Below are 25,063 nucleotides of genomic sequence, written 5' to 3' on the forward strand. Positions count from 1 at the left end.
GCCCCGTTCACTCCGGCAGCATCGGATGGCTGCCCGTGTTCGTCGGCGCGTGCTCCGGGAGCCACAGCACCGCCACCGCCCCTTCCGCGGGCGTCCCCTCCGGCGCCCCCACCACCCGCACGTTGCGGAACGTGAGCCGTGCGCCCAGCACCCGCGCCTGCCCCGCGGCGATCGTCAGCCCCAGCCCGTGTCCCTGCCCCGCACGGTCGCTGCTGCCGGTGCGGAAACGGCTGGGCCCCTCGGCGAGCAGCGCGTCGGGGAAGCCGGGTCCGTGGTCGCGGATCCGGATGACCCGTCCCTCCACCGTGACCTCCACGGGCGGCCTGCCGTGCCTGGCGGCGTTGGCCAGGAGGTTGATCAGGACCCGTTCCAGCCGGCGCGGGTCGGTGGTGACCGCGGACTCGTGCACCACGCGTACGACGACCTCCGGGTCCCGCGCGATCACCCGCCGGGTCACGAACTCGCCCAGCACGATGTCCTGCAACTCGGCCCGCTCGGACGCGCTGTCCAGCCGGGCCACCTCCAGCACGTCCTCGACCAGCTGGCGCATGGCCTGGGCCCGGTCCCGCACGAGTTCCGTCGGGCGGCCGGGCGGCAGCAGCTCGGCCGCCGTGAGCAGCCCGGTCACCGGCGTGCGCAGCTCGTGCGCGATGTCCGCGGTCACCCGCCGCTCGGCCTCGATGCGCTGCTGCAACGCGTCCGCCATCGCGTCCACGGCCCGCGCGAGGTCGTCCGTCTCGTCGCGCACGACCCCGCCGATGGAGTCCCGCACCCGTACGTCGGGCTCGCCCTGCGCGACCCGCCGGGCCGCCGTGGCCGCCTTGCGCAGCCGCCGCGAGAGCTGCCCGCCGATCAGCACGCCGAGTGCGCAGCCGCCGAACACCACCGCGATCGAGCCGATGATCAGGGCCTCGTCGAGGTCCTTCAGGATGGTCGTGCTGCGGTCGGTGAAGCTCGTGTGCAGCGACAGGATCCCGCCGTCCTGGAGCGGTACGGCGGCCCAGATGTCCGGCACGCCCTCGGAGTTCTCCGTCACGTAGGTCGCCCGCCGCCCGGCCCTCGCCTTCGCCAGGAGGTCCTTCGGCAGCCCGGGATCGTCGATCTTGATGCCGGGGAAGTTGGGCCGCCCCGACGCCTCGTAGTTCCGCTGCGCGATCTGGACGCGCTCGTCGGCGAGGTCGCGCGCGTTGTCGAGCATCGAGACCCGCGCGGCGTTGTGCACGACCAGGCTCAGCGCGATCGCCACCAGCGCCCCGACCGCCGCGATCGCGGCACTCAGCTTCCATCTGAGCCCCGTACGCGGCATCAGCCGCCCGAGTCCCTCGCGCAGGGCGGCCGGCCGACCGTGCTGCCCGCCCCCACCTCCGCCGTCACCTCCGCCGTCTCCGCTCTCGCCGCGTCCGGCGCCGTCCTGCCCGGACACAGCGGACCCGGGCCCCGGTCCGATCTCGTCGGACCCGTCCGCGTCCGCCGGGTGCTGGTTCCTCCCCCGCATCATCGCTCTGCTCAGGCCTTCAACTTGTAGCCGAAACCGCGGACCGTCTCGATCCGGTCCTGGCCGATCTTCGCGCGCAGCCGCTGCACATGGACGTCGACGACCCGGGTGTCACCACCCCAGCCGTAGTCCCACACCCGCTCCAGCAGCCTGTCGCGCGACAGGACCGTACCCGGTGAGGACGAGAACTCCAGGAGCAGCCGCATCTCGGTGGGCGTCAGGGCCACCGGCGCGCCGCCCCTGCGGACCTCCATGCCCTCCGTGTCGATCTCCAGTTCGCCGTCCCCGGCACCGAAGGACAGCACACCGCCGGGGACGGACGAGGCGCCGTCGGTCCCGCCGGCGGCCCGCGGACCGCTCGCGTGCCCGAAGCGCCGCAGCACGGCCCGGATGCGGGCGACCAGCACGGCCCCGTCGAAGGGCTTCGTCACATAGTCGTCGGCCCCCGCCTCCAGGCCGAGGACGACGTCGATCGAGTCGGCGCGGGCCGACAGCATGATCACCGGAACGGCCGACTCGTCGCGGATCCGGCGGCACAGCGACACCCCGTCGAGGCCCGGCACCATCACGTCGAGGAGGGCGATGTCGGGCCGGTCGGCGCGGAACGCCTCCAGTCCCGAGAGCCCGTCGGGCATGGCGGTGACCACGAAGCCGTCGCGCTCCAGCGCGAGCTGGGTGGCCTCGCGGATCACGTCGTCGTCCTCGACGAACAGGACATGGGTGTGCTCTGCCATCCGGTGCTCTCAGTTTCTCGGCGGTTCTGAAGTGTCCTGCATGGTCCACGGTGATCGCGACGCGGCGCTGCGCCGCTGCGGCGATACGTTCATACGGCGGTGCGACGATGTGAGTGCGTGAGTGCGTGAGTGCGTGAGTGCGTGCGTGACTGCGCGGTCGTCCCTACGGCTCGGCCGGGGGCGCCGTGTCACCGCCCACCACCTTGCTGTAGTCGTTGTGCGTCCTCGCCCGCTCCGCGAAGCGGCCCGACGCCCAGTGGTACGTGATCACTTCCTCGCCGGACGGATACGTCACCGAGTCGTCCTTCTCGTACACCTGCTGCGTGATCACCAGGTCGCCCCGGTCGATCTCCGCGTACACCGGGGGCTGCTCGGCGCGGAAGACGTTCCGGTACCCGCCGCCCTCCCCGCGGTACACGTACGAGCCGACGCCGACCGCGTCCCCGCAGGTCATCACATTGATCACGATGTCGTCGACGGAGCCGCCGGTGAGGCTGCCGTACGACACGTCGACCGGGTACTCGTCGCCCACGCACGGTTTCAGGTCGCGCCTGACCGCCGCGCTGACCCCGGGGTCGGCCTTGACGAGCCGCACCGCGTCCACGCGGTCAGGAGTCGCCGAGGGCGGGACGCCGGGGTCGTCCGGGGTGTTCCCGGCGACGGTGTCGGAGAGGGCCGGGCCCTCGTCCCTGGCACCGGTGGCGCCCGTACCGCAGGCGGACACGGAAAGACCGAGGGCGGCGAGCACGGCCACCGCCGTGATCACCGCCTTCCGGGCTCCGACGACCCGGCGGGCCTTCGCGTCTAGGCCGCGCAACGCTCCCGCTCCTCACGCCCCGGCACGCGTACGCCGGGTCCGTCGCTCTCGTCACAGGCCCGGCGCTCCAGCTCCTCGCGGAGCCGGGCGAGCGCCCGGTGCAGTGTGCTCTTGACCGTGCCGGCCGACATGCCGAGGGCGGCGGCCGTCTCCTCCGTGGACATCTGCTCCCAGTGTCGCAGCACGACGACGCTGCGTTGCTTGGGAGCCAGCACCTTCATGATGTCCATCAGCAGCGCGCGGTCCGCGTGCTGCTCGGTGGAGTCGTCCACGCTCGCGTCCGGCAGCTGCTCGGTGGGGACCTCCTCCAGCTTGCGGGCCCGCCACCACTCCGTACGCGTGTTGATCATGACGCGGCGCAGATAGGCGTCGGCGAGGCGCTTGTCCGCGATGCCGTCCCAGCGGCCGTACGTCCGCACCAGCGCGGTCTGCAGGAGGTCCTGCGCGTCGACGGGGTCGGGGACCAGGCGGCGTGCGCTGCGCAACAGCGCGTCCTGCCGGGTGCGTACGTACTCCTCGAATTCGAGCACCTCGCCGTGCGCCATGCCAACCGTCTCCGTCCCCGTTCCGGCCCGTGTGCTGCCGGCTGTCCGTTGCCTGCCGTACCGCTGCTGTGCGGTACGGCACCGAAGTTACGGACGTGTTGTCACGGGGCTGTCCGAACGAGCCTGCGGCGAACGCTCGGCTGTCCGTCGGTTGTGTAACGGAAGTAGGGACCGGTTAAAGCGGGACGGCGACCGGGGCGGGTACGGGGCGGTTTGCCCGCCGGATCCGTCACCAGCGCCCGGTACGGGCTGTGGGCGGCTCCTGCGGTGTGCGGGCCGGCTCCTGGGGTCCGACCTCCTGCGGTCCGACCTCCTGGGGTCCGCGGATCAGCCCTGGGGAAGCCGGTACAGGCCGTCGCCGAGCGGCTCGACCAGTCCGTCGGCCACCAGCCCGTCCAGGGCGCGGGCCCGCTGCACGGGCTCCTCCCAGACACGGTCGAGGGCCGCCTGCGGAACGGGCGCGACCGCCTCGCGCAGGACGGCGAGCAGCCGGCCGCGTACCTGCCGGTCCGTGCCCGCGTAGGTCTGGCCGCGCCGCGGCGGTCCCTCGTGCGCGGGCTTCCCGGCCAGCCGCCATGCGCACAGGGCGGAGATCGGGCACCGGGGGCACGCCTCGTTCCTCGCCGTGCAGACGAGGGCGCCGAGTTCCATGGACGCGGCGGCCCACAGCGAGGCCGTGCGGTCGTCGTCGGGCAGCAGGGCGCGGGCGAGCCTGCGTTCGGCGGCGGTCGTGGCGTTCGGCGGGTACTGGACACCGCTGACGGCCCGCGCGAACACGCGCCGCACGTTGGTGTCGAGGACGGCGTGCCGCTGTCCGTACGCGAAGGAGGCCACCGCCGCCGCCGTGTACTCCCCGATGCCGGGCAGGGCGAGCAACTGCGCGTGGTCCGTGGGTACGTCGCCGCCGTGGCGCTCCGTTATGGCGACCGCGGCGCCGTGCAGGCGCAGGGCGCGGCGGGGGTAGCCGAGCCGGCCCCAGGCGCGGACCGCCTCACCGGGCGCGTCCGCGGCGAGGTCGGCGGGCCTCGGCCAGCGGGCCAGCCACTGCTCGTACACCGGCAGCACCCGGCTCACCGGTGTCTGCTGGAGCATGAACTCGCTGACCATCACCCCCCACGGGCCCGCGTCGGGGCGCCGCCACGGGAGATCGCGCGCGTTCTCCTCGAACCAGCCGATGACCGGGGCGTGCAGGGTGTCACCGGCGGTTTCGGAGGAGGCGGCGGGGGCGGGGGCGGGGTGCGTGGAGTGTGCGGGGAGTGCGAGGTGTGCGGGGACCGGGGGTTCCGTGGGGGCAGTCATGGCACGTCCGATCCTGCCATGGCCTCCGGCGGTTTCGCGGGGGCGGGGGCTTGTGTTGTGGGGCCGGGACTCGTGTGGTGGGGCCGGGCGGACCCCGTGCGGGAGCGGTGATCCGGTGTTCCGGACTGATGATCGGAAAAAGTTGGGGTGTTGAGCGGCGGGTGGGGCCGGGTGAGTGTCGGATCTCTCGTAGAGTTCATGCCGTGGGATCTATGCGCAATCCGGTCGGGCCGCTTCCCTCCTCCATCTACTGGCGACGGAGGGCCATTCTGGCGTCCGTGGTCGCGGTGTTGGCACTGTTGATCACGTGGGTGGTGACCTCCGGCGGCGGGGGCGGCGACAAGAACGACGCGGACGGGTCGGACGGCAAGAACCCCACCGCGTCGATCACGCCCGGCCCCTCCGGTTCGGACCCCGCGATCAGCCAAGCGCCGGGTGGACGCGACGAGTCGGGCGGCGAAGGCAGCGACGGCAACGGCGACGGCGACGGCGACGACAGCGGATCGGGCGGCTCGAACGGCTCGGCGGGCTCAGGCGGCTCCGACGACTCGGCTTCCGGCGGAGCCGGTTCGGGTTCCGGTTCCGGCGGTGGCACCGGCGGCGCGAACGGCGGTGCGAACGGCGGTGCGGGCGGGAGCAGTTCCGGCGACACGGTCCCGGCCGGGTCCAGCCTGCCCAACTGCACGACGGGCTCGGTGAAGTTGACGCTGCGCAGTGTCAACAACTCCTACACGCCCGACGAGAAGCCCAGGATCGAACTGATCGCCAGGAACTCCTCGGACACCGACTGCAAGATCGACCTCGGCCCGAAGCGCGCCGTGCTGACGATCACCCAGGCCGACGGCGACGACGAGATCTGGTCCTCGGCGGACTGCCCGACGGGCGCGGCGAGCGTCCTGTTCCGCGTCCCGGCGCACGACGAGGTCGTCCGCACCGTCGAGTGGAACCGCAAGGCCAGCGCCCCCCAGTGCGCCACCCCGCCGGCCCGCTCGGCCACCCCCGGCACCTACTTGGTGGAAGCCAAGGCAGCGGGCCTCCCCAAGTCCCGGACGTCCTTCGTCCTGAAGAAGGACTGACCGGTCGGCTCTGAGAAAGGGCGCCCCACCCAGAAAAGGGCGCCCCTCAAGAGGCGCCCCTCAAGGGGCGCGGGGAACTGCGCGACAAGCCCCCACCGCCCCGCACCCGCAACACGAGCCAAGACACCCGGCGCCCCACCCTGCCCTGCCCGACCCGCCGAATCGCCGGACGGCTACACGTAGCGCTCCAGGATCGAGGACTCCGCCAGCCGCGAAAGCCCTTCCCGCACACTCCGCGCCCGGGCCTCCCCGACCCCGTCGACGGTCTGGAGGTCGTCCACGCTCGCGGCGAGCAGCTTCTGCAGCCCCCCGAAGTGCTCGACCAGCCGGTCGATGATCGCCCCGGGCAGCCGCGGCACCTTGGCCAGCAGCCGGAACCCGCGGGGCGACACCGCGGAGTCGAGCGCCTCGGGTGATCCCGTGTACCCCAGCGCCCGCGCCACCGTGGGCATTTCGAGCAGTTCGGCGTGCGAGAGCGCGTCGAGCTCGAACAGCGCCTCCTCCACCGTGCGGGAGCGCTTCGCGGTCGGCTCGGGCACGTAGTCCCGGACGACGAGCGACCGCTCGGGCTCGACCCCCGCGATCAACTCGTCCAGCTGCAGCGCGAGCAGCCGTCCGTCCGTGCCCAGCTCCACCACGTACTCCGCGATCTCCGTGGCGATGCGGCGCACCATCTCCAGGCGCTGGGCCACCGCCGACACGTCACGGACGGTGACCAGGTCCTCGATCTCCAGGGCGGACAGCGTGCCCGCGACCTCGTCGAGCCGGAGCTTGTACCGCTCCAGCGTGGCCAGCGCCTGGTTCGCGCGGGAGAGGATCGCGGCCGAGTCCTCCAGGACCCGCCGCTGCCCGTCCACGTACAGCGCGACCAGCCGCATGGACTGGGAGACGGAGACGACGGGGAAGCCGACCTGCTTGCTCACCCGGTCCGCCGTGCGGTGCCGGGTGCCCGTCTCCTCGGTGGGGATCGTCGGGTCGGGCACCAGCTGCACGCCGGCCCGCAGGATCTTGGTGATGTCCTTGTCCAGGACGATGCCGCCGTCGAGCTTGCACAGCTCGCGCAGCCGCGTCGCGGTGAACTCGACGTCCAGCACGAAACCGCCGCTGCACATCGCCTCGACGTTCTTGTCCCAGCCGAGCACGATGAGCCCGCCGGTGTTGCCGCGGAGGATGCGTTCCAGGCCGTCACGCAGCCCCGTGCCGGGGGCCACGGCGCTGAGGGAAGCGCGCATCAGACCATCGGCACCGGAACTCCCGCCGGACTTGCCGGGAACTGCTGCCCGGTCGTTGGCTGCCACTGCACTCCTCCGGTCGCAGGCTTCTGAGGGCGCCCTCGGTTCGTACGGACGGGCGAGACCTGGGCAAAGTCTACCGGCGCTCCTCCTGGTCCCGTGGGGCCTCTCTCCTACGCGACCTCGGGAGGACCCGCAGTGCGTCCCCCATGTCGGCGACCTCCAGGACCTTCATACCCGGCGGGACCTTGCCCGGATCGCTCGGGACGAGGGCGTGGGTGAAGCCCAGCCGGTGGGCCTCGGAGAGTCTGCGCTGCACGCCCGTGACCCGTCTGACCTCGCCCGCGAGACCCACTTCGCCGATCGCGACGAGGTTCTGCGGGAGCGGGGTGTCGCTCGCCGCGCTGGCGAGCGCGAGGGCGACCGCGAGGTCCGCGGCGGGCTCGGAGAGCTTCACGCCGCCGACCGTCGCGGTGTAGATGTCCCGCTTCCCGAGCGCGCTGATCCGGCCGCGCTGCTCCAGGACGGCGAGCATCATCTGGACGCGGGAGGTCTCCAGGCCGGAGGTCGTACGCCGCGGGGTGGGGATCTGGGTGTCCACGGTGAGCGCCTGGACCTCGGCCACCAGGGGGCGGCGGCCTTCGAGGGTCACGGTCAGGCAGGTGCCGGGGACGGGCTCGGCCCGGCGGGTCAGGAACAGGCCGGAGGGGTCGGCGAGCCCGATGATCCCCTCGTCGTGCAGCTCGAAGCAGCCGACCTCGTCCGTCGTCCCGTACCGGTTCTTGACGCCCCGCACGAGCCGGAGGCGCGCGTGCCGGTCGCCCTCGAAGCTCAGGACGACGTCCACGAGGTGCTCCAGGAGGCGCGGACCGGCGATGGCGCCGTCCTTGGTGACGTGGCCCACCAGGAGGGTGGACATGCCGCGCTCCTTGGAGGCGCGGATCAGGGCGCCGGCCACCTCGCGGACCTGGGCCATGCCCCCGGGGGCGCCGTCGATCTCCGGGGAGGCCACCGTCTGCACGGAGTCGACGATGAGCAGGGACGGCTTCACCGCGTCCAGGTGGCCCAGGACCGCGGCCAGGTCGGTCTCCGCCGCCAGGTACAGGTGGTCGTCGATCGCCTTGATGCGGTCCGCGCGCAGCCGGACCTGGCTGGCCGACTCCTCACCCGTGATGTAGAGCGTGCGGTGGTCGTCGCTCGCCGCCTTGGCCGCCACGTCCAGCAGCAGGGTGGACTTGCCGACGCCCGGCTCGCCCGCCACGAGCACCACCGCGCCCGGTACGAGACCGCCGCCGAGCACGCGGTCCAGCTCGGGCACCCCGGTCGAGCGGGCGGTCGCCTGCCTGCCGTCGACCTGGCCGATGGGCAGCGCGGAGGTGGTGACGCGGCCGGGAGCCGTCGTGCGCACCGCGGGCGCGCCGTACTCCTCGACCGTCCCCCATGCCTGGCACTCGGGGCAGCGGCCGAGCCATTTGGCCGTCTGCCAGCCGCACTCGGTGCAGCGGTAGGACGGCCGGTCCTTCGCGGTCTTCGTACGGGCAGCCATGACACGAACCGTAACCGGCACCACTGACAGCGCCGCGACGGCCCCGTCGCCGCAGGGGCCGACAGCCGGGCGTCCACGGACGCGACACCGGATTCGATACTTCGCCTCCCCTGAGGGATCGTTTCACCCGTATGGATTAAATGTGCTCAAACAGGAAGAAGGGACCGCCGGAAGGCGCCTACGGTCGCACGCGTGATGAGCAGTCCCGAGACCTCGACCCGCACCACCGACGCGCATCGGTCGTACCGCGAGGAACGCGACCGGGCGGCGGCGCGCACACTGGCGCAGTGCCCGCCGGTCCGCTACGAGCCGTACCTGGACGGTTTGTTCACCTACTGCCTCTCCGTCCTGTGCGACCACGACGCGGCGACCGCCGCGCTGGGGGACGCCCTCGCCCTGGCCGAGCGCCGCGGCCGGCGCGGCCCCGGGGAACCCGCCGACCGCAGGGCCTGGCTGTACGCGCTCGCCCGCTGGTCCTGCCTGCGCAAATCCGCCGAGGCCGGACACGGGCGGCACGCCGCCCGTGCGGCGGTCCGGACGCGGGGCGCCCACGCCGACGGACACGTCGACGGACGGGCCGACGGACGGGCCGACGGACGTGTTGGTGATCGGTCCGGTGGCTGGTCCGCTGATCGGTCCGGTGGCTGGTCCAGTGATCGGCCCGGCGGCCGGTCCGGTGATCGGCCCGGTGATCGGCCCGGTGGCCGGCCCGGTGATCCTCCGGCCGCCGAGGAGGACCGCCGGCGTCGTGAACTCGCCCTGCTCGCCTGGCCGGAGGCCGCCGGGACGACGCCCGAGCAGCGCGAGGCACTCGAACTCGCCGTGCGCCACCAGCTCGCCGCGCACGAGGTCGCCGCCGTCCTCGGCCTGGCGCCGGTCGCCGCGCGGCAACTCCTCGCGGCGGCCGCCGGCGAGGTCGAGCGCACGCGCGCGGCCCTGGCCGTCGTCGAGACCGGTACGTGTCCGGGCGTCACCCGGATCACGGGCGGCAGCCGCCTCGTCCTCGGTACGGCCCTGCGCCGCGAACTCGTCCGGCACGTCGACGACTGCCCGCGCTGCCGCCGGACCGCCGAGCGCGCGGTGCCCGGCTCCTGGCCCGGCACCAGTGTCACGCCCGCCGCGCTGCCCGTGCTCGAAGCGCCGCGCGCCGTCCTCCACGCCGCGATGACGCACCCCGCGCACCCCTCGCGCGCGCGGGGCGGCGGCCCTCGCTTCGACCGGCGCGGTTTCCCGGTGGACCCCGAGGACCACGCCGCCCGCCGGGACCGGCTGCGCGCGCGTGCCGTCACGACCACGGTCGTGGCGACCGTCGTGGCGGCTCCCGTGCTGGCCCTGTGGGCGGCCTACCGCGGTGCGCCCGTCATCGGCGAGGGCGCCGACGGCCGGCCGGTCACCGCAAGCGGGGCGCACGGTTCCGAAGGGCTCGGGGGCGAGGGCCCCGGCTACGAGAACGCCGGCAACGTCAGCACGCCACCGGACTCCGGTCCCTCCGCGCGCAGCGGGGCGCCCGCCGTCTCCACGGGGGTCACCGGTGTGGCCGCCGGGCAGCGGACGAGCGGCCTGTCCGTCGCGGCCGCCTCCAGCGGCGACACGACGCTCGTCACCCTCACGGCGGACGGCGGGGTGCCGGTCCGCTGGTCCGCGAGCACGGGGGCGGCCTGGCTGTACCTGAGCCGGTCGTCGGGGACGCTGGGACCGGGGGAGTCGGTGACGATCAAGGTGTACGTCGACCATCTCCGCGAGCCGGCCGGCGCGTGGCGGGCGCGGGTGTCGGTCGCGCCGGCGGGGGCGGTGGTGGTGATCGACGGGTACGGGGCGGCGGGGCCGTCGGCGCCGGAGGCCGGGCCGGAGCCCGGCCCCGGTCCCGGCTCCAGCCCCGGCCCGCGGCCGGAACCGACGGTGCCGTCCGACCCCGGGCCGTCGGGGCCGGGACCGGATCCCGAGCCGACGCCGGGGGGTCCGGGGCCCTCGGAACCGGGGCCCGGGCCGACGCCGGAGCCGACGCCGAGCGGGGCCGGTCCGTCGGACCCCGGGGCGAGATCCTCCGGTCCGGCGAGGAGCTGAGTGCCGGTTCTCATCTGCGGGTCTTCTCGTCTGCGGGCCCGCCGTGGCCGGCCGCGCAGTCCCCCGCGCCCCTTACGGGGTTCCCCGTGTCCCTTACGGGGCCGGGGTGCCGGGGTCCGCCGGGTGTGGGGCCAGGAGGGGGAGCCGGGAGGCCAGGCGCTGCTCGCACAGGTCGACCAGGCGGGCGTATGCCTCCTCGCCCATCAGCTCGATCAGTTCCGGGCGGTACGAGACGTAGACCGGATCGCCCGCTCCGTGGGCCGATGTCGCCGACGTGCACCACCAGTGCAGGTCGTGCCCGCCCGGCCCCCACCCGCGGCGGTCGTACTCGCCGATCGAGACCTGCAGCACCCGCGTGTCGTCGGGCCGGTCGATCCACTCGTACGTGCGCCGGACCGGCAGCTGCCAGCAGACGTCCGGCTTGGTCTCCAGGGGCTCGCGGCCCTCCCTGACGGCCAGGATGTGCAGTGAGCAGCCCATGCCGCCCGCGAAACCGGGGCGGTTCTGGAAGATGCAGGACCCCTGGTACGGGCGCGTCTGCCGGTCGCCGTCCTCGTCCTGCGAGACCCAGCCGCTCTCGGTCCCCACGGCGTGGTGCTGCCAGATGTCCGGCGTGAGCCTCGCCACATGGCCGGCGACGCGCTTCTCGTCGTCCTCGTCGGAGAAGTGGGCCCCCAGCGTGCAGCAGCCGTCGTCCGCGCGACCCGCCTGGATGCCCTGGCAGCCACTGCCGAAGACGCAGTTCCAGCGAGAGGTCAGCCAGGTCAGGTCGCAGCGGAAGACCTGTTCGTCGTCGGCCGGGTCGGGGAACTCCACCCACGCGCGCGCGAAGTCGAGCCCCTTCTCGTCACCCTTCACGGGCTTGAGGGACCTCCCGGACTTCCCCGGCTCACCGGACCCGACGGCGGAAATCTTGGTCGATTTGTCGCTCTTCGCCTTTTTCGTCTTTGGCACCCGTCCAGAGTAAGTCGCCCGTGAGTCCTATGCGGACGGCTGGACGCCCCGGGCGCAGTAGCGTGCCGTACATGAGACTCGGTGTCCTGGACGTGGGTTCGAACACGGTGCACCTGCTGGTGGTGGACGCACACCCCGGCGCGCGCCCGCTGCCCGCGCATTCGCACAAGGCGGAGCTGCGGCTCGCCCAACTCCTAGACGACAGCGGTGCGATCGATTCCTCGGGGGTCGACAGACTGATCGCCGTCGTGAAGGAAGCGCTGGTGGCGGCCGAGGACAAGGGTGTCGAGGACCTGCTGCCGTTCGCGACCTCCGCCGTGCGCGAGGCCGGCAACGCCGACGAGGTGCTGGCCCGGGTGCGCGCCGAGACCGGGGTGGAGCTCCAGGTCCTCACCGGCGCCGAGGAGGCGCGGCTCACCTTCCTGGCCGCCCGCCGCTGGTTCGGCTGGTCGGCGGGGAAGTTGCTCGTCCTCGACATCGGCGGCGGTTCGCTGGAGATCGCGTACGGGATGGACGAGGAGCCCGACGCGGCGGTTTCCCTGCCCCTCGGCGCGGGCCGGCTGACCGCGGGGTGGCTGCCGACCGACCCGGCGGACCCGGCGGACATCAAGGCCCTGCGCCGCCATGTGCGCGCGCAGATCGCCCGTACGGTCGGGGAGTTCAGCCGGTTCGGCGCCCCCGACCACGTGGTCGCGACGTCGAAGACCTTCAAGCAGCTGGCCCGCCTCGCGGGTGCCGCGCGCTCGGTCGACGGCCTGTACGTCCAGCGCGAGCTCAAGCGCCGCTCCCTGGAGGACTGGGTCCCGCGCCTCGCCTCCATGACCGCCGCGGAACGCGCGGAACTCCCCGGGGTGTCCGAGGGCCGCGCCCGCCAGCTGCTGGCGGGCGCCATAGTCGCCGAGGGTGCGATGGACCTCTTCGCGGTGGAGACGGTCGACATCTGCCCCTGGGCCCTCAGGGAGGGCGTGATCCTCCGAAGCCTGGACCAGATGGCCCCCACCCCATGAGGGACGCGGAGACCGCCGCGACCAGCCCTCACCCAGGGGCGCGGGGAACCGCGCGCCCAGCCCCCACCGGCCCGCTCGCGAACACGCACCCCGCCCCCCCCACCCACCCAGGGGCGCGGGGAACCGCGCAACCAGCCCTCACCGAGCCGCACCCACCCACCCACCCCACTCCTCTCCCCCCGGCGGGACCCCCACCTCTCCGCGCCCGCCGGACCCACCCCGTAACCTGTCCCCGTGGCAGAACCAGTCGTGCGCATCCCGGATGCGAAGGTCGCGCTCTCCACGGCCTCCGTCTATCCGGAGTCGACGGCGACGGCCTTCGAGATCGCCGCGCGCCTCGGCTACGACGGTGTCGAGGTCATGGTGTGGACCGATCCGGTCAGCCAGGACATCGAGGCCCTGCGCCGCCTCAGCGACCACCACCGCGTCCCGGTCCTCGCCGTGCACGCCCCCTGTCTGCTCATCACCCAGCGCGTCTGGTCCACCGACCCGTGGACCAAGCTGCAGCGCGCCCGCGCGGCGGCCGAGAGGCTCGGGGCGAGCGCGGTCGTCGTGCACCCCCCGTTCCGCTGGCAGCGCCAGTACTCCCGTGACTTCGTCACCGGAATCTGGCGGATGGCGGACGAGACGGACGTACGGTTCGCCGTCGAGAACATGTACCCCTGGCGCTACCGCGACCGCGAGATGCTCGCGTACGCCCCCGACTGGGACGTGACGAAGGACGACTACCGGCATTTCACGATCGATCTCAGCCACACCGCGACCGCCCGTACGGACGCGCTCCAGATGGTCGACCGCATGAGCGACCGCCTCGGCCACGTCCACCTCGCCGACGGCAACGGCTCCGGCAAGGACGAGCACCTGGTCCCCGGCCGCGGCACGCAGCCCTGCGCCGAGCTGCTGGAACGGCTCGCCCTGTCCGGCTTCGACGGCCACGTCGTCATCGAGGTCAACACCCGCCGGGCCATGTCCGGCGCCGAGCGGGAGGCCGACCTGGCGGAGGCCCTCGCCTTCACCCGCCTCCACCTGGCCTCGGCCGCCCGGGTCCCGCGTACATGACCGCCGCCGCCCCGCGCCGCCGGGGACGCCCGTCCCGTACGGACTCCGCGGAGGCCCCCGCGACCCGCGACCGCATCCTGGCGGCGGCCCGCGAGGAGTTCGCGGAACGGGGCTTCGAGAAGACGTCCATGCGGGGCATCGCCAAGGCCGCGGACGTGGACTCGGCGCTCGTGCACCACTACTTCGGCACCAAGGAGCAGATCTTCGAGGCGTCCATCGAGGTCGCCATCGGGCCCCTCCTGAGCGCTCCCGGCACGGTCGCCGAAGGCCCCCTCGACGGCACGGGCGAGCGGCTGGCCCGCTTCTTCTTCGGCGTCTGGGAGAACCCGGCCACCCGCAAGGCCCTGCTCGCGATCGTCCGCTCCGCCGTGAACAACGAGGTCGCGGCGGGAGTCTTCCGCCGCCTGGTCTCCGCCCAGCTGCTGCGCCGCGTCGCCGCGCAGCTGGACGTCCCCGACGCCGAACTGCGCGCCGAACTGGCCGCCGCCCAGCTCGTGGGCATCGCGATGCTGCGTTACGTGATCAAGGTGGAACCCCTGGCCTCGGCCGATCCGGAACAGATCATCGACCGGGTCTCCCCGATGATCCAGTCCCACCTGACAGCCCCGTGAGGGCACTGGCGACCACCAGGAACCCGAGACGCCCATCCCGCATACCGGACATCACGTCCGGTCCCTGGATGACGGGCGTACGCTCGACGGCAGTCAACACTCTCCGAAGGAGCGAGCGACGATGCCCGAGCTGAGGTCCCGCACAGTCACCCACGGCCGCAACATGGCGGGCGCCCGCGCCCTTATGCGCGCCTCCGGTGTACCGGGCGCGGACATCGGCCGCAAGCCGATCATCGCGGTCGCCAACTCCTTCACGGAGTTCGTGCCGGGCCACACCCACCTCCAGCCGGTCGGCCGGATCGTGAGCGAGGCCATCACGGCCGCGGGCGGCATCCCGCGCGAGTTCAACACGATCGCCGTCGACGACGGCATCGCGATGGGCCACGGCGGAATGCTGTACTCCCTGCCGTCCCGCGACCTGATCGCGGACAGCGTGGAGTACATGGTGGAGGCCCACTGCGCCGACGCCCTGATCTGCATCTCGAACTGCGACAAGATCACCCCCGGCATGCTGATGGCCGCCCTGCGCCTGAACATCCCGACGGTCTTCGTCTCCGGCGGCCCCATGGAGTCCGGCCGCGCCACCCTGGTCGACGGCACGGTCCGCACCCTCGACCTGGTCGACGCGATCTCCGACGCCGTGAACGACAAGATCTCGGACGAGGACATCCTCCGTATCGAGGAGAACGCCTGTCCGACCTGCGGTTCGTGTTCCGGCATGTTCACGGCCAACTCCATGAACTGCCTGACCGAGGCCATCGGCCTGTCCCTCCCCGGCAACGGCTCGGTCCTCGCCACGCACACGGCCCGCAAGGGCCTGTACGAGGACGCCGCGCGCACGGTCATGGACATCACCCGCCGCTACTACGAGCAGGACGACGAGACGGTCCTGCCGCGCGACGTCGCCACGTTCGCGGCCTTCGAGAACGCCATGGCCCTCGACATCGCCATGGGCGGCTCGACCAACACGATCCTGCACCTGCTGGCCGCCGCCGAGGAGGCGGGCGTCCCGTTCGGCCTGGACGAGATCAACGCCGTCTCGCGCCGCGTGCCGTGCCTCGCCAAGGTCGCCCCGAACGTGGCGAAGGACCGCACGTACTACATGGAGGACGTGCACCGGGCCGGCGGCATCCCCGCCCTGCTCGGCGAACTCCACCGCGCGGGCCTGCTGAACGAGGACGTGCACGCCGTGCACAGCCCGTCCCTCGCCGACTGGCTCAAGACCTGGGACATCCGTGGCGGCTCCCCCTCCCCGGAGGCCCTGGAGCTGTGGTACGCGGCGCCCGGCGGCGTCCGCTCGTCCGCGGCCTTCTCCCAGTCCGAGCGCTGGGAGGCCCTCGACGAGGACGCGGCGGGCGGCTGCATCCGCTCCGCCGAGCACGCGTACTCCAAGGACGGCGGCCTCGCGGTCCTCAAGGGCAACCTCGCCGTCGACGGCTGCGTCGTGAAGACCGCCGGCGTGGACGAGTCGATCTGGACCTTCGAGGGCCCGGCGGTCGTCTGCGAGTCGCAGGAGGAGGCCGTCGACAAGATCCTCAAGAAGCAGATCACGCACGGCGACGTCGTCGTCATCCGCTACGAGGGCCCCAAGGGCGGCCCCGGCATGCAGGAGATGCTCTACCCGACCTCCTTCCTGAAGGGCCGCGGGCTCGGCAAGACCTGCGCCCTGGTCACCGACGGCCGCTTCTCCGGCGGCACCTCGGGCCTGTCCATCGGCCACGCCTCGCCCGAGGCGGCGTCCGGCGGCACGATCGCCCTCGTCCGGGACGGCGACCGCATCCGCATCGACATCCCGAACCGCAGCATCGAACTGCTGGTCGCCGACGAGGAACTGACCGCACGCCGCGAGGCCCTCGGCGGTGTGTACGCCCCGGTCGCCCGCGAGCGCAAGGTCTCGGCCGCCCTGCGCGCGTACGCCGCGATGGCGACCAGCGCGGACCGGGGCGCGGTCCGGGACGTCTCGAAGCTCGGCTAGCCCACCGCTGCCGGCACCGTCGTCGTTGCCGCCGCCCACACTCGAACCCGCCCGGTCCTCACCACCGGGCGGGTTCGCCGTTCACGGGGTGCGGGGTGCGGGGTGCGGGGTGCGAGGTGCGAGGTGCGGGGATGCGGTCCCGGGCACCCGGGCGCGCGGCTCACCAGTCGGCGGGCCGGCCCGCGTCCACGGCGAAGACACTGCCGTCGGGCGCCCCGGCGTAGACCTCACCGGCCGTGACCACCGGCGGGGACAGCTCCGCCACGACCCGTGCCGTGTCACCGCCGAGCCGGGAGCGGGTCTGGCCGAGCGGCTCCCCGCTGCGGGCGTCCGTGGCGAGCAACCGGCCGTCGGGAGCGGTGACGTACACCCGACCGCCCGACACCACGGGCCGCGACGGACGGCTCACCGAGGTCTCCAGCCGCCACAGCTCGGATCCCTCACCGGCCCGGCGCGTGTCGACGGCCACCAGTGAGCCGCCCACGTCGCTGAGGTACACGACCCCGCCGCTCTCCGCGGCGGAGGCCCGGTCGAGCGGGGTCGGCAGGGCCACCCGGCGCACGCTCCGCTCCGCGCCGTCGAACCGTACGACCGCGTCGACCAGCTGGTCGGCGTTGGTCGACAGGAGGTACAGGGCCCCGTCCGGCGCCGAGAACGGGCTCAGGTTCCCGGCCGCCGACCTCGTCCACAGCACCGTGCCCCGCTGCGCGGACACCGCGCTCACCCGCGTGGCGGTCCCGTCGTCGGAGGGCGTCACCGCGTAGAGGACCCCGGACCCGGCCGGGCCGCCGATCCACTGGGTGCCCAGTCCGCCGATCTCCGTGCTCCACCGCTCCCTGCCCGTCGCGCCGTCCAGCGCCCGCACGGCACCCCGCTCACCGACGAGGAGCACCGTGCCGGCACCGTGCACGACGGCCGCGTACGCCGATATGTCCACGTCCCAGCTCCGGCTGCCGGAACGGGGATCGACCGCGGTGAGCCGGCCGCCGTCCGTGAGGTGCAGCAGACCGCCGGACAGCGCGGGCGCTGTCTTGGCACCCGCCGCCGAGCCGCTCCCACTCCCGCCGTCGCCGGCCTCGTACGTCCACACGACCCGGCCGTTCGCGGGGTCGAGCCGCGCCGCCCGTGTCCCCGGCGCCGAGCAGTAGAGGGCGCCCCCGCCCGACGTGCAGACCGGAGGCGCGGCCCGTGCCCCGGTGTCCGGGGTGCCGCCCAGGACCGTGCTCCAGGGCCGGAAGGTCTCCCGGTCCGGCTCGGCGGAGCCGGTCGGGGAGGTCCCGGACGAGACGGCCTCCCGTATGCCGAAAGCGCCTCCGACGGCCAGCACGAGCGTGACGCCGATCAGCGCGGCACGTCCGGGACGGCGACGGGGAAGCGGGCGGGGACGGGGGCGTGGGGGAGCGGCCGGCTCGGGCCGCGACCCCGCGCCGACGTGCGTCTCCTCCGCGGGGCGACGCAGAGCCGGAACGTTTCGGTCCGAACCGCGCTGGGCCGGGATGCGGGGTGTCCGCGCGGGCACCGGCTGCCGCAGGGCGTCCATCACCTCGGCCGGCAGGGGCCGTTCGTCCGGGTCCTTCGCCAGGCAGCGCAGGATCAGCGGCACCAGGTCGTCCGGGACGCCCGCCAGGTCCGGCTCGTTGTGCACCACCTGGTACGCGACGATGTACGGACTGTCGGAGTCGAAGGGGCCGCGGCCCGTCGCCGCGTGGGCCAGCACCGCCCCCATCGCGAACACGTCCGCCGCCGGCCCGACCTCCCGCGGCCGCTGGAACTGCTCGGGTGCCATGAAGGGCGGCGAACCGATCAGTTTCCCGGTCTCCGTACGCAGGTCGCTGTCCGTGGGACGCGATATGCCGAAGTCGATGACCTTGGGACCGTCGGGCGCGAGGAGGACGTTGCTCGGCTTGAGATCGCGGTGGACCACACCGGCCCGGTGGATGTCGCGCAGCGCCTCGGCCAGACCGGCACCGAGCCTGCGCACCTCGCCGGACCCCATCGCGCCGTTCCGCTTCACCTGCTCGGCGAGGGTGGGGCCGGGGATGAACAGGGTGGCCATCCACGGCAGCCCGGCGTCCGGGTCCGCGTCCACCACGGGGGCGGTGAAGGCTCCGCTCACCCGCCGGGCGGCGCTCACCTCCTGCCGGAAACGCGCCCTGAACTCGGGGTCCGCCGCGAGCTCGGCGTGTACGACCTTGATCGCAAGACGCAGTCCCGAGGCGGACGTCGCGAGATGCACCACACCCATGCCGCCCACACCCAGACAGGATTCGAGGCGGTACTGCCCGGCGTGGTCCGGGTGTTCCGCTTCCCGTCCGGGTCCGAAGCTGCGCAGCGGGGCCATGGCCCACCCCCGTGTCTGTGTCCGCCGAGCGCGACGCACGGAGCCTAGTCGATGGTGCGTGCGATGTCGGACGTGCTTGCTAGCCTGCGCGGGTCGCGGGCCGAACCCGCGCAACGTGCGCAGCACGTGACAGGGGAGACATCGACGGGGGAGGCGGTCATGGCTGCCGAGAACGGTATGAACGCGGTCATAGGTGCAGAGGAAGAGGCGGCGGAGGCGCTGGCGGTCCGCTACGCGGTGGCTCCGGGCGTCCGCCTGAAGGTCCGCAGCGGACCGGGCACGCAGTACCAGCTCATCAAGGTGCTGCCGCTCGACGCCCGGGTCCCGATCAACTGCCAGAAGCCCGGCGAGTGGGTGACGGGCACGTACGGCACGTCGAACATCTGGGACAACATCGCCAACGGCCAGTACGTCTCGGACGCGTACGTCGACACGGGAAGCGACGGGTACGTGGCGGCGCGCTGCGCCTGAGTCCCCGGCCGACCGGCCCGGCCCGACGGGCCGGGCCGTGTCCGGGTGCTCCGGGTCGCCGAGGCGATAATCGAGCGGTGAGCGAAGCATCGGACACCCCCGCAGACGCCCCCGCAAAAACCTCCACAGGCCCCCGGCCCGAACCGATCCGCTTCTTCGGGACGACCTGGGTGGACCACGACGGCGGGTACGCGGTCCGCCGCGCGGCCGTGGCCGTCGGCGCGCTCGTCGCGATCACGGCCGGCTGCCTGGTCCTCCGCTTCGCGTACCAGGGGCTGGAGATCGCGGCCGTGGGCGGCTTCGTCACCCTGCTGGTCGTGACGATGTTCGCCGTCTGCAGCGCGCTCGCGTTCCGCCACACCTGGGCGGGCTACTCGACCCGCCCGGCCCCGGACACCCGGTCCGCCCTGCGCGGCCTGCTGACCATCGGCTTCGTCGGCAGTCTCGCCGCGTACTTCTTCCGTTCGCTGACGGAGGCGCCGGGGGAGGGCCTGCACCGGAGCGAGTACGAGACGGCCCGCGCCGCGTACGAGCGCCGAACGGCCCGCCGCAAGGCGAAGCACCCCCGAAAACGCCGCCCCTGACCAACCACCCCCGGCGTTTCAAGGGCCGCGGGGAACTGCGCGCCCAGCCAAGGACCACCCGCGCCCGGCGACCGACCGAGAACAGCCCCGCCACCCCCGCTCCCAGCCGGCGGCAGCCACGATGTACCCATGACCACCTCTCCCTTACCTTCCTCCTCCCCCTCCCCCTCCCGCGCAGCCCACGCCCACTCCTTCAACGCCGCGGCCGCCCAGTACGCGGCCAACCGCCCCTCCTATCCGCCCGCCCTCCTCGACACCGTCGAACGAGCGGCCGCCCGGCCGCTCGACGGCGCGCGCGTGGCGGACGTGGGAGCCGGCACCGGTATGGCCACCGCCCTCCTCCGAGCCCGCGGCGCCGACGTGATCGCGGTCGAACCCGGCGAGGGCATGGCGGCCCAGTTCCGCCGTCTCCTCCCCGACACGCCGGTCGTCCGGGGCGACGGCGACTCGCTGCCCCTGGCCACCGCCTCCGTCGACCTCGTCACCTACGCCCAGTCCTGGCACTGGACCGACCCGGCCCGCTCCCTCCCGGAGGCCATGCGGGTCCTGCGCCCCGCCGGCGCGCTCGCCCTCTGGTGGAACAATCCCGCCCTCGACGTCCCCTGGCAGGCGGACCAGAACCGGCGCGTTGAGGAGTTCATCGGCGGTGACGCCGCCGAGAAGCGCGGCTCCGGCCGCCGGGTCCGCACGGAGGACGTCTTCGCCGGTGCCCCCGCCCTGCCGCGGTGCACCCGTCACGAGATCCGCTGGAGCCGGACCGTCCCCCTGGACACCCACCTCGCCAACATCGGCAGCTACTCGGTCTTCCTGGTCCGCGGCGAGGAGGCGACGGCCGCCTTCTTCGCCGAGGAGCGCGCGCACCTCCTGCGGACCTTCCCGGGCGGCCGGGTGGAGGAGACCTACCAGGTCGTCCTGCTCGTCGTCCCGCGCCCCTGAACCCACCTTCCCGCTACTCCGTCCGGCCCTCCCCCCGCCCCGTCCGGGCTTGACGGCGTTACGGCCCCGGCGCATTATTCATCACATGATGAATAATGCGCCGGGGCCACCGGACCCCGCAGCCGTGCACGCCACCGCCCTCACCGTCACCCGGGGCCCCCGCCAGGTCCTGCGCGGGCTCGACTTCGACATCCGCCGAGGCCGCATCACCGGTCTGCTCGGTCCCTCCGGATGCGGCAAGTCCACCTTGCTGCGAGCGATCGTCGGCACCCAGGCCAAGGTCACCGGCACCCTGGAGGTCCTCGGCCGTCCCGCGGGACACGCCGCTCTGCGCTCCCGCATCGGCTACGTCACCCAGGCCCCGTCCGTCTACGACGACCTGACGGTCCGCCAGAACCTGGACTACTTCGCCGCGGTCCTCGACCCCGGCCGCGCGGCCGCCGACCGACGCCACGAGAACGTCACGCGCGCCGTCTCCGACGTCGACCTCACCACCCACGCCGACACCCTCGCGGGCAACCTCTCCGGCGGCCAGCGCAGCCGCGTCTCCCTCGCCGTGGCCCTCCTCGGCACCCCGGAACTCCTCGTCCTCGACGAACCCACGGTCGGCCTCGACCCCGTGCTCCGCCGCGACCTGTGGCAGCTCTTCCACGCCATCGCCGCCGACCGGGGCGCCACCCTCCTCGTCTCCTCCCACGTCATGGACGAGGCCGAGCGCTGCCACCACCTGCTCCTGATGCGCGAGGGCAGGATCCTCGCCGGGGGCACCTCCCGGCCGGAGGCGGGCGGAGACACCCCGGACGCCCTGCGCACCCGTACCGGCACCGACACCGTCGAGGCCGCCTTCCTCCACCTGGTCGACGAAGCGACCGAGACCGGCGACCGGCCCCGCAACGACCGACCCCGCAAGGAGACCGTCCGATGAGCACCACCGCCCCGCGCACGAGCGGCCGGCCGGCGCCTCCCGAGCCGAGCGCGATCAGCCTCGCCCGCACCACCGCCACCGCGGCCCGGGTCCTGCGCCAGCTCCGCCACGACCCGCGCACGATCGCGCTGATGATCCTCATCCCGTGCCTGATGCTCCTGCTGCTGCGCTACGTCTTCGACGGCAGCCCGCGCACCTTCGACTCCATCGGCGCCTCGCTGCTCGGCATCTTCCCCCTCATCACGATGTTCCTGGTGACCTCCATCGCGACCCTGCGCGAACGCACCTCCGGCACCCTGGAGCGCCTGCTCGCCATGCCCCTCGGCAAGGCCGACCTCATCGCCGGCTACGCCCTCGCCTTCGGGGCGGTGGCCCTCGTCCAGTCCGCCCTCGCCACCGGTCTCGCCGTCTGGGTCCTCGGCCTCGACGTCACGGGTTCGGCCTGGCTGCTCCTCCTGGTCGCGCTCCTCGACGCCCTGCTCGGCACCGCGCTCGGCCTCTTCGTCTCGGCGTTCGCCTCGTCCGAGTTCCAGGCCGTCCAGTTCATGCCGGCCGTGATCTTCCCCCAGCTGCTGCTCTGCGGCCTCTTCACCCCGCGCCCCGCCATGCACCCCGCACTGGAAGCGGTCTCCGACGTCCTCCCCATGTCGTACGCCGTCGACGGCATGAACGAAGTCCTCGAACACACCGGCACCACCGGCACCTTCGTCCGGGACACCCTGATCGTCGCGGCCTGCGCCCTGCTCGTCCTCGCCCTCGGCGCCGCGACCCTCCGCCGCCGCACCGCCTGACCCCGACCGACCTCGCCTGACCCCGGGCGCCGGACACCCCCGGCCACGACCGCGTCCCGACCGGCGGACACGGCGACCCGCACCCGTGTCCCGGTGCGAGGATGGGCCCCGGACGTCGCACCCCGGAGGGCAACCGAACATGACCCAGAAAGTCGCAGTGCTCGGCACCGGCAAGATCGGCGAAGCCCTGCTCAGCGGAGTGATCCGGGCCGGCTGGGCCCCCGCCGACCTCCTGGTCACGGCCCGCCGCCCCGAGCGCGCCAGGGAACTGCAGGAGCGCCACGGCGTCACCGCGGTCACCAACCAGGAGGCCGCCAAGACGGCGGACACGCTGATCCTCACGGTCAAGCCGCAGGACATGGGCACCCTCCTCGACGAGCNCACGGTCAAGCCGCAGGACATGGGCACCCTCCTCGACGAGCTCGCGCCGCACGTCCCCGCCGACCGCCTGGTCATCAGCGGCGCCGCGGGCATCCCCACCTCCTACTTCGAGGAGCGCCTGGTCCGGAACACCCCGGTCGTCCGCGTCATGACGAACACCCCCGCCCTCGTGGACGAGGCCATGTCCGTCATCTCCGCGGGCAGTCACGCCACCGCCGAGCACCTCGCCCACGCCGAGGAGATCTTCGGCGCCGTCGGCAAGACGCTCCGCGTCCCCGAGTCCCAGCAGGACGCCTGCACCGCCCTGTCCGGCTCGGGACCGGCGTACTTCTTCTACCTGGTCGAGGCCATGACCGACGCCGGCATCCTGCTCGGCCTGCCCCGCGACAAGGCCCACGACCTCATCGTCCAGTCCGCGATCGGCGCCGCCGTGATGCTCCGCGACAGCGGCGAGCACCCCGTGAGGCTGCGCGAGAACGTCACGTCCCCCGCGGGCACCACGATCAGCGCCATCCGCGAACTGGAGAACCACGGCGTACGGGCCGCCCTCATCGCCGCCCTGGAAGCCGCCCGCGACCGCAGCCGCGAGCTGGCCTCCGGCAACGGCTGACGACCGACGGCACGGGACCGGCCGCCGCCACGGCTTCCGGTCCCACCGCCCACCGCCCGCCTCTCCTCACCCCGGCGGCAGCAGCCCGATCGCCCGGTACGCCGCGTCCACCGTGGGCCGGGCCATCTCCCTGGCCTTCCCGGCGCCCTCGCGCAGCACCCCTTCCACGTACGCGGAATCCGCGCACAGCTCCTTGTGCCTCCGCTGCACGGGTCCGAGCAGTTCCACCACGGCCTCGGCGGTGTCCTTCTTCAGCGAGCCGTACGTCGCGTACGCACCGGCCAGCTCCGCCGGGTCCCCACCCGCACAGCCCGCGAGGATCTCCAGCAGGTTCGAGACTCCGGGCCGCCCCTCCGGGTCGTACACGACATCCCGTCCGCTGTCCGTCACCGCCCGCATGATCTTCTTGCGGACGACCTCGGGCTCGTCGAGCAGATAGACGATCCCGGGCCCCACGTCGTCGGACTTCCCCATCTTCGACGTCGGGTCCTGCAGATTCATGACCCGGGCCGCCACCCCCGGATGCGTGGTCCGCGGCACCACGAAGGTCCGCCCGTACCGCTGGTTGAACCGCACCGCCAGATCCCGCGTCAGCTCCACGTGCTGGGCCTGGTCCTCCCCCACCGGCACCTCGTCGGTCCCGTAGGCCAGGATGTCCGCCGCCATCAGCACGGGATACGTCAGCAGCGACAGCCGCACACTCCCGCCCCGCACGCGCTCGGCCGCGGCCTTCTCCCTGTACTGGATCATCCGCCGCGTCTCGCCGTCGGTCGCCACGCATTCGAGCAGGTACGACAGCCGGGCGTGCTCGTCGACGTGACTCTGCACGAAGACGGTGCACAGCTCGGGGTCGAGCCCCGCGGCCAGCAGCAGGGTGGCCGCCTGCCGACTGAGCCGGCGAACCCGCCCGGGATCGTGGTCCACGGTCAGGGCGTGCAGGTCGACGACGCAGAACAGCGCGTCGGCCTCGTGCTGGTCGACCGCGCTCCAGCGCCGCATCGCCCCCAGATAGTTGCCCAGCGTGAGATGCCCGGTCGGCTTGATCCCGCTGAAGACCCGCTTCATGCCACCACCTCCTGGTCGGGGCCGCCACCACCGCCGGCCGGCGCCCCAGGAGAGGAGGGGGATACGAGAACGGCCGCCGGGGGCGGCGGCCGTTGAGTACACGCGTGGGTACGGCCGCCGTCAGGCGGCCCACCACAGCTGGGTGCACGCGTGCGTAGTCATGGCACCGAGGGTACGCCTCCGGGGTGGCCCCGGCCCGAAGTTGACACGCCCCTGCCCGCTACGTAGTGTTCCCCGAGTTGTCCGACGTGAGCGCCGACTTCGGTTGGTCCCCGGACAGCCATTCCGCACCAACACACAGCGATCGGCGATCCGTCGTCGGTTTGTTTCCACGTGTGTTTGCGAAATGAGGAATCCGTGTTCGAAAGGACGCAGCCCCGATTAGCTCGGTGGCCATGATTCCGCTAAAGTCTCACTCGTCGGAACGGCCCAACAGCCGCGAGGACAACCCACTTCGACTGGGAATCGGGCCCGAAAGGATCTGATAGAGTCGGAATCGCCGGAAAGGGAAACGCGAGAGCGGGAACCTGGAAAGCACCGAGGAA

General features: G+C 73.2%; 22 protein-coding genes. 12 read left to right on the top strand and 10 right to left on the bottom strand.

Features of this window, described 5'->3' with window-relative positions:
• Positions 1-7 precede the first annotated feature (7 nt).
• From cseC to KM933_RS33225, 5 genes are all read right to left on the bottom strand, one after another.
• Positions 8-1,495, bottom strand: coding sequence for a two-component system sensor histidine kinase CseC (cseC, locus tag KM933_RS33205; RefSeq protein ID WP_430727403.1), 1,488 nt, complete (start codon positions 1,493-1,495; stop codon positions 8-10).
• A gap of 11 nt (positions 1,496-1,506) precedes the next feature.
• The gene (cseB, locus tag KM933_RS33210; RefSeq protein ID WP_221359348.1) at positions 1,507-2,229 is read right to left on the bottom strand and encodes a two-component system response regulator CseB; all 723 of its coding nucleotides are present in this window, start codon (positions 2,227-2,229) and stop codon (positions 1,507-1,509) included.
• Between the two features lie 163 nt (positions 2,230-2,392).
• Entirely contained in the window at positions 2,393-3,046 is a 654-nt protein-coding gene (locus KM933_RS33215) for a hypothetical protein (RefSeq protein ID WP_221359350.1), read from the bottom strand.
• Positions 3,034-3,591, bottom strand: coding sequence for a SigE family RNA polymerase sigma factor (locus KM933_RS33220; RefSeq protein ID WP_221359352.1), 558 nt, complete (start codon positions 3,589-3,591; stop codon positions 3,034-3,036). Before KM933_RS33220 ends, KM933_RS33215 begins: the two co-directional genes overlap by 13 nt.
• Before the next feature lie 327 nt (positions 3,592-3,918).
• Positions 3,919-4,890: an HhH-GPD family protein gene (locus tag KM933_RS33225; RefSeq protein WP_260334523.1), complete on the bottom strand. Its 972-nt coding sequence runs from the start codon at positions 4,888-4,890 to the stop codon at positions 3,919-3,921.
• Between the two features lie 203 nt (positions 4,891-5,093).
• Here KM933_RS33225 and KM933_RS33230 point away from each other — a divergent pair, with 203 nt between their 5' ends.
• Positions 5,094-5,966 carry a hypothetical protein gene (locus KM933_RS33230; protein ID WP_221359354.1) on the top strand — a complete coding sequence of 291 codons (873 nt, stop codon included), beginning with the start codon at positions 5,094-5,096 and terminating at the stop codon, positions 5,964-5,966.
• A gap of 173 nt (positions 5,967-6,139) precedes the next feature.
• Here KM933_RS33230 and disA read toward each other — a convergent pair whose 3' ends face one another.
• Positions 6,140-7,264, bottom strand: a complete 1,125-nt coding sequence (gene disA / locus KM933_RS33235) for a DNA integrity scanning diadenylate cyclase DisA (RefSeq protein ID WP_221359355.1) — start codon at positions 7,262-7,264, stop codon at positions 6,140-6,142.
• A gap of 70 nt (positions 7,265-7,334) precedes the next feature.
• Entirely contained in the window at positions 7,335-8,744 is a 1,410-nt protein-coding gene (gene radA / locus KM933_RS33240; RefSeq protein ID WP_221359357.1) for a DNA repair protein RadA, read from the bottom strand.
• 195 nt (positions 8,745-8,939) lie between these two features.
• Here radA and KM933_RS33245 point away from each other — a divergent pair, with 195 nt between their 5' ends.
• Entirely contained in the window at positions 8,940-10,808 is a 1,869-nt protein-coding gene (locus KM933_RS33245) for a BACON domain-containing protein (RefSeq protein ID WP_221359359.1), read from the top strand.
• Positions 10,809-10,901: 93 nt separating this feature from the next.
• Here KM933_RS33245 and KM933_RS33250 read toward each other — a convergent pair whose 3' ends face one another.
• Entirely contained in the window at positions 10,902-11,762 is an 861-nt protein-coding gene (locus KM933_RS33250) for a DUF3109 family protein (RefSeq protein ID WP_221359361.1), read from the bottom strand.
• 71 nt (positions 11,763-11,833) lie between these two features.
• On the opposite strand from KM933_RS33250, the gene KM933_RS33255 reads away from it, so the two are divergent.
• The 4 genes from KM933_RS33255 to ilvD all read left to right on the top strand — a co-directional run bounded on the left by KM933_RS33255 (position 11,834) and on the right by ilvD (position 16,414).
• Positions 11,834-12,769 carry a Ppx/GppA family phosphatase gene (locus tag KM933_RS33255; RefSeq protein WP_221359363.1) on the top strand — a complete coding sequence of 312 codons (936 nt, stop codon included), beginning with the start codon at positions 11,834-11,836 and terminating at the stop codon, positions 12,767-12,769.
• A 234-nt stretch (positions 12,770-13,003) separates the two neighbouring features.
• Entirely contained in the window at positions 13,004-13,828 is an 825-nt protein-coding gene (locus KM933_RS33260) for a sugar phosphate isomerase/epimerase family protein (RefSeq protein WP_221359365.1), read from the top strand.
• On the top strand, positions 13,825-14,439 hold the full coding sequence (locus KM933_RS33265) for a TetR/AcrR family transcriptional regulator (protein WP_221359374.1): 615 nt from the start codon (positions 13,825-13,827) through the stop codon (positions 14,437-14,439). The genes KM933_RS33260 and KM933_RS33265 overlap by 4 nt, the downstream gene beginning before the upstream one ends.
• 121 nt (positions 14,440-14,560) lie before the next feature.
• Complete coding sequence (ilvD, locus tag KM933_RS33270; protein ID WP_221359395.1) at positions 14,561-16,414, top strand: dihydroxy-acid dehydratase; 1,854 nt, start codon at positions 14,561-14,563, stop codon at positions 16,412-16,414.
• A 160-nt stretch (positions 16,415-16,574) separates the two neighbouring features.
• Here the strand turns inward: ilvD and KM933_RS33275 are convergent, their stop codons facing one another.
• Positions 16,575-18,755 (bottom strand): protein kinase domain-containing protein, encoded by a 2,181-nt coding sequence (locus KM933_RS33275; protein WP_221359397.1) that lies wholly within the window; start codon positions 18,753-18,755, stop codon positions 16,575-16,577.
• 159 nt (positions 18,756-18,914) lie between these two features.
• Here KM933_RS33275 and KM933_RS33280 point away from each other — a divergent pair, with 159 nt between their 5' ends.
• The 6 genes from KM933_RS33280 (at position 18,915) to proC (ending at position 23,453) form a co-directional block, all read left to right on the top strand.
• Complete coding sequence (locus KM933_RS33280; RefSeq protein WP_430727402.1) at positions 18,915-19,226, top strand: peptidase; 312 nt, start codon at positions 18,915-18,917, stop codon at positions 19,224-19,226.
• Positions 19,227-19,303: 77 nt separating this feature from the next.
• Positions 19,304-19,810, top strand: coding sequence for an EamA/RhaT family transporter (locus tag KM933_RS33285; RefSeq protein ID WP_221359399.1), 507 nt, complete (start codon positions 19,304-19,306; stop codon positions 19,808-19,810).
• Positions 19,811-19,939: 129 nt separating this feature from the next.
• Positions 19,940-20,746, top strand: coding sequence for a class I SAM-dependent methyltransferase (locus tag KM933_RS33290; RefSeq protein ID WP_221359401.1), 807 nt, complete (start codon positions 19,940-19,942; stop codon positions 20,744-20,746).
• Positions 20,747-20,831: 85 nt separating this feature from the next.
• Complete coding sequence (locus KM933_RS33295; RefSeq protein WP_221359402.1) at positions 20,832-21,671, top strand: ABC transporter ATP-binding protein; 840 nt, start codon at positions 20,832-20,834, stop codon at positions 21,669-21,671.
• The gene (locus KM933_RS33300; RefSeq protein ID WP_221359404.1) at positions 21,668-22,462 is read left to right on the top strand and encodes an ABC transporter permease; all 795 of its coding nucleotides are present in this window, start codon (positions 21,668-21,670) and stop codon (positions 22,460-22,462) included. The genes KM933_RS33295 and KM933_RS33300 overlap by 4 nt, the downstream gene beginning before the upstream one ends.
• 139 nt (positions 22,463-22,601) lie before the next feature.
• Entirely contained in the window at positions 22,602-23,453 is an 852-nt protein-coding gene (proC, locus tag KM933_RS33305; RefSeq protein ID WP_221359406.1) for a pyrroline-5-carboxylate reductase, read from the top strand.
• Positions 23,454-23,519: 66 nt separating this feature from the next.
• On the opposite strand, the gene trpS is transcribed toward proC, so the two are convergent.
• A complete protein-coding gene (trpS, locus tag KM933_RS33310; protein WP_221359408.1) occupies positions 23,520-24,518 on the bottom strand; it encodes a tryptophan--tRNA ligase in 999 nt (332 codons plus the stop codon).
• Between the last annotated feature and the right edge of the window lie 545 nt (positions 24,519-25,063).

Source organism: Streptomyces beigongshangae (assembly GCF_019710745.1).
Classification (GTDB): Bacteria; Actinomycetota; Actinomycetes; order Streptomycetales; family Streptomycetaceae; genus Streptomyces; species Streptomyces beigongshangae.

Excerpts from the sequence above, each read along its gene's own strand:
- cseC (WP_430727403.1), bottom strand. The coding sequence starts at position 1,495 with ATGCGGGGGAGGAACCAGCACCCGGCGGACGCGGACGGGTCCGACGAG.
- cseB (WP_221359348.1), bottom strand. The coding sequence starts at position 2,229 with ATGGCAGAGCACACCCATGTCCTGTTCGTCGAGGACGACGACGTGATC.
- KM933_RS33220 (WP_221359352.1), bottom strand. The coding sequence starts at position 3,591 with ATGGCGCACGGCGAGGTGCTCGAATTCGAGGAGTACGTACGCACCCGG.
- KM933_RS33225 (WP_260334523.1), bottom strand. The coding sequence starts at position 4,890 with ATGACTGCCCCCACGGAACCCCCGGTCCCCGCACACCTCGCACTCCCC.
- radA (WP_221359357.1), bottom strand. The coding sequence starts at position 8,744 with ATGGCTGCCCGTACGAAGACCGCGAAGGACCGGCCGTCCTACCGCTGC.
- KM933_RS33245 (WP_221359359.1), top strand. The coding sequence starts at position 8,940 with ATGAGCAGTCCCGAGACCTCGACCCGCACCACCGACGCGCATCGGTCG.
- KM933_RS33255 (WP_221359363.1), top strand. The coding sequence starts at position 11,834 with ATGAGACTCGGTGTCCTGGACGTGGGTTCGAACACGGTGCACCTGCTG.
- KM933_RS33265 (WP_221359374.1), top strand. The coding sequence starts at position 13,825 with ATGACCGCCGCCGCCCCGCGCCGCCGGGGACGCCCGTCCCGTACGGAC.
- ilvD (WP_221359395.1), top strand. The coding sequence starts at position 14,561 with ATGCCCGAGCTGAGGTCCCGCACAGTCACCCACGGCCGCAACATGGCG.
- KM933_RS33275 (WP_221359397.1), bottom strand. The coding sequence starts at position 18,755 with ATGGCCCCGCTGCGCAGCTTCGGACCCGGACGGGAAGCGGAACACCCG.
- KM933_RS33280 (WP_430727402.1), top strand. The coding sequence starts at position 18,915 with ATGGCTGCCGAGAACGGTATGAACGCGGTCATAGGTGCAGAGGAAGAG.
- KM933_RS33290 (WP_221359401.1), top strand. The coding sequence starts at position 19,940 with ATGACCACCTCTCCCTTACCTTCCTCCTCCCCCTCCCCCTCCCGCGCA.
- KM933_RS33295 (WP_221359402.1), top strand. The coding sequence starts at position 20,832 with ATGATGAATAATGCGCCGGGGCCACCGGACCCCGCAGCCGTGCACGCC.
- KM933_RS33300 (WP_221359404.1), top strand. The coding sequence starts at position 21,668 with ATGAGCACCACCGCCCCGCGCACGAGCGGCCGGCCGGCGCCTCCCGAG.
- trpS (WP_221359408.1), bottom strand. The coding sequence starts at position 24,518 with ATGAAGCGGGTCTTCAGCGGGATCAAGCCGACCGGGCATCTCACGCTG.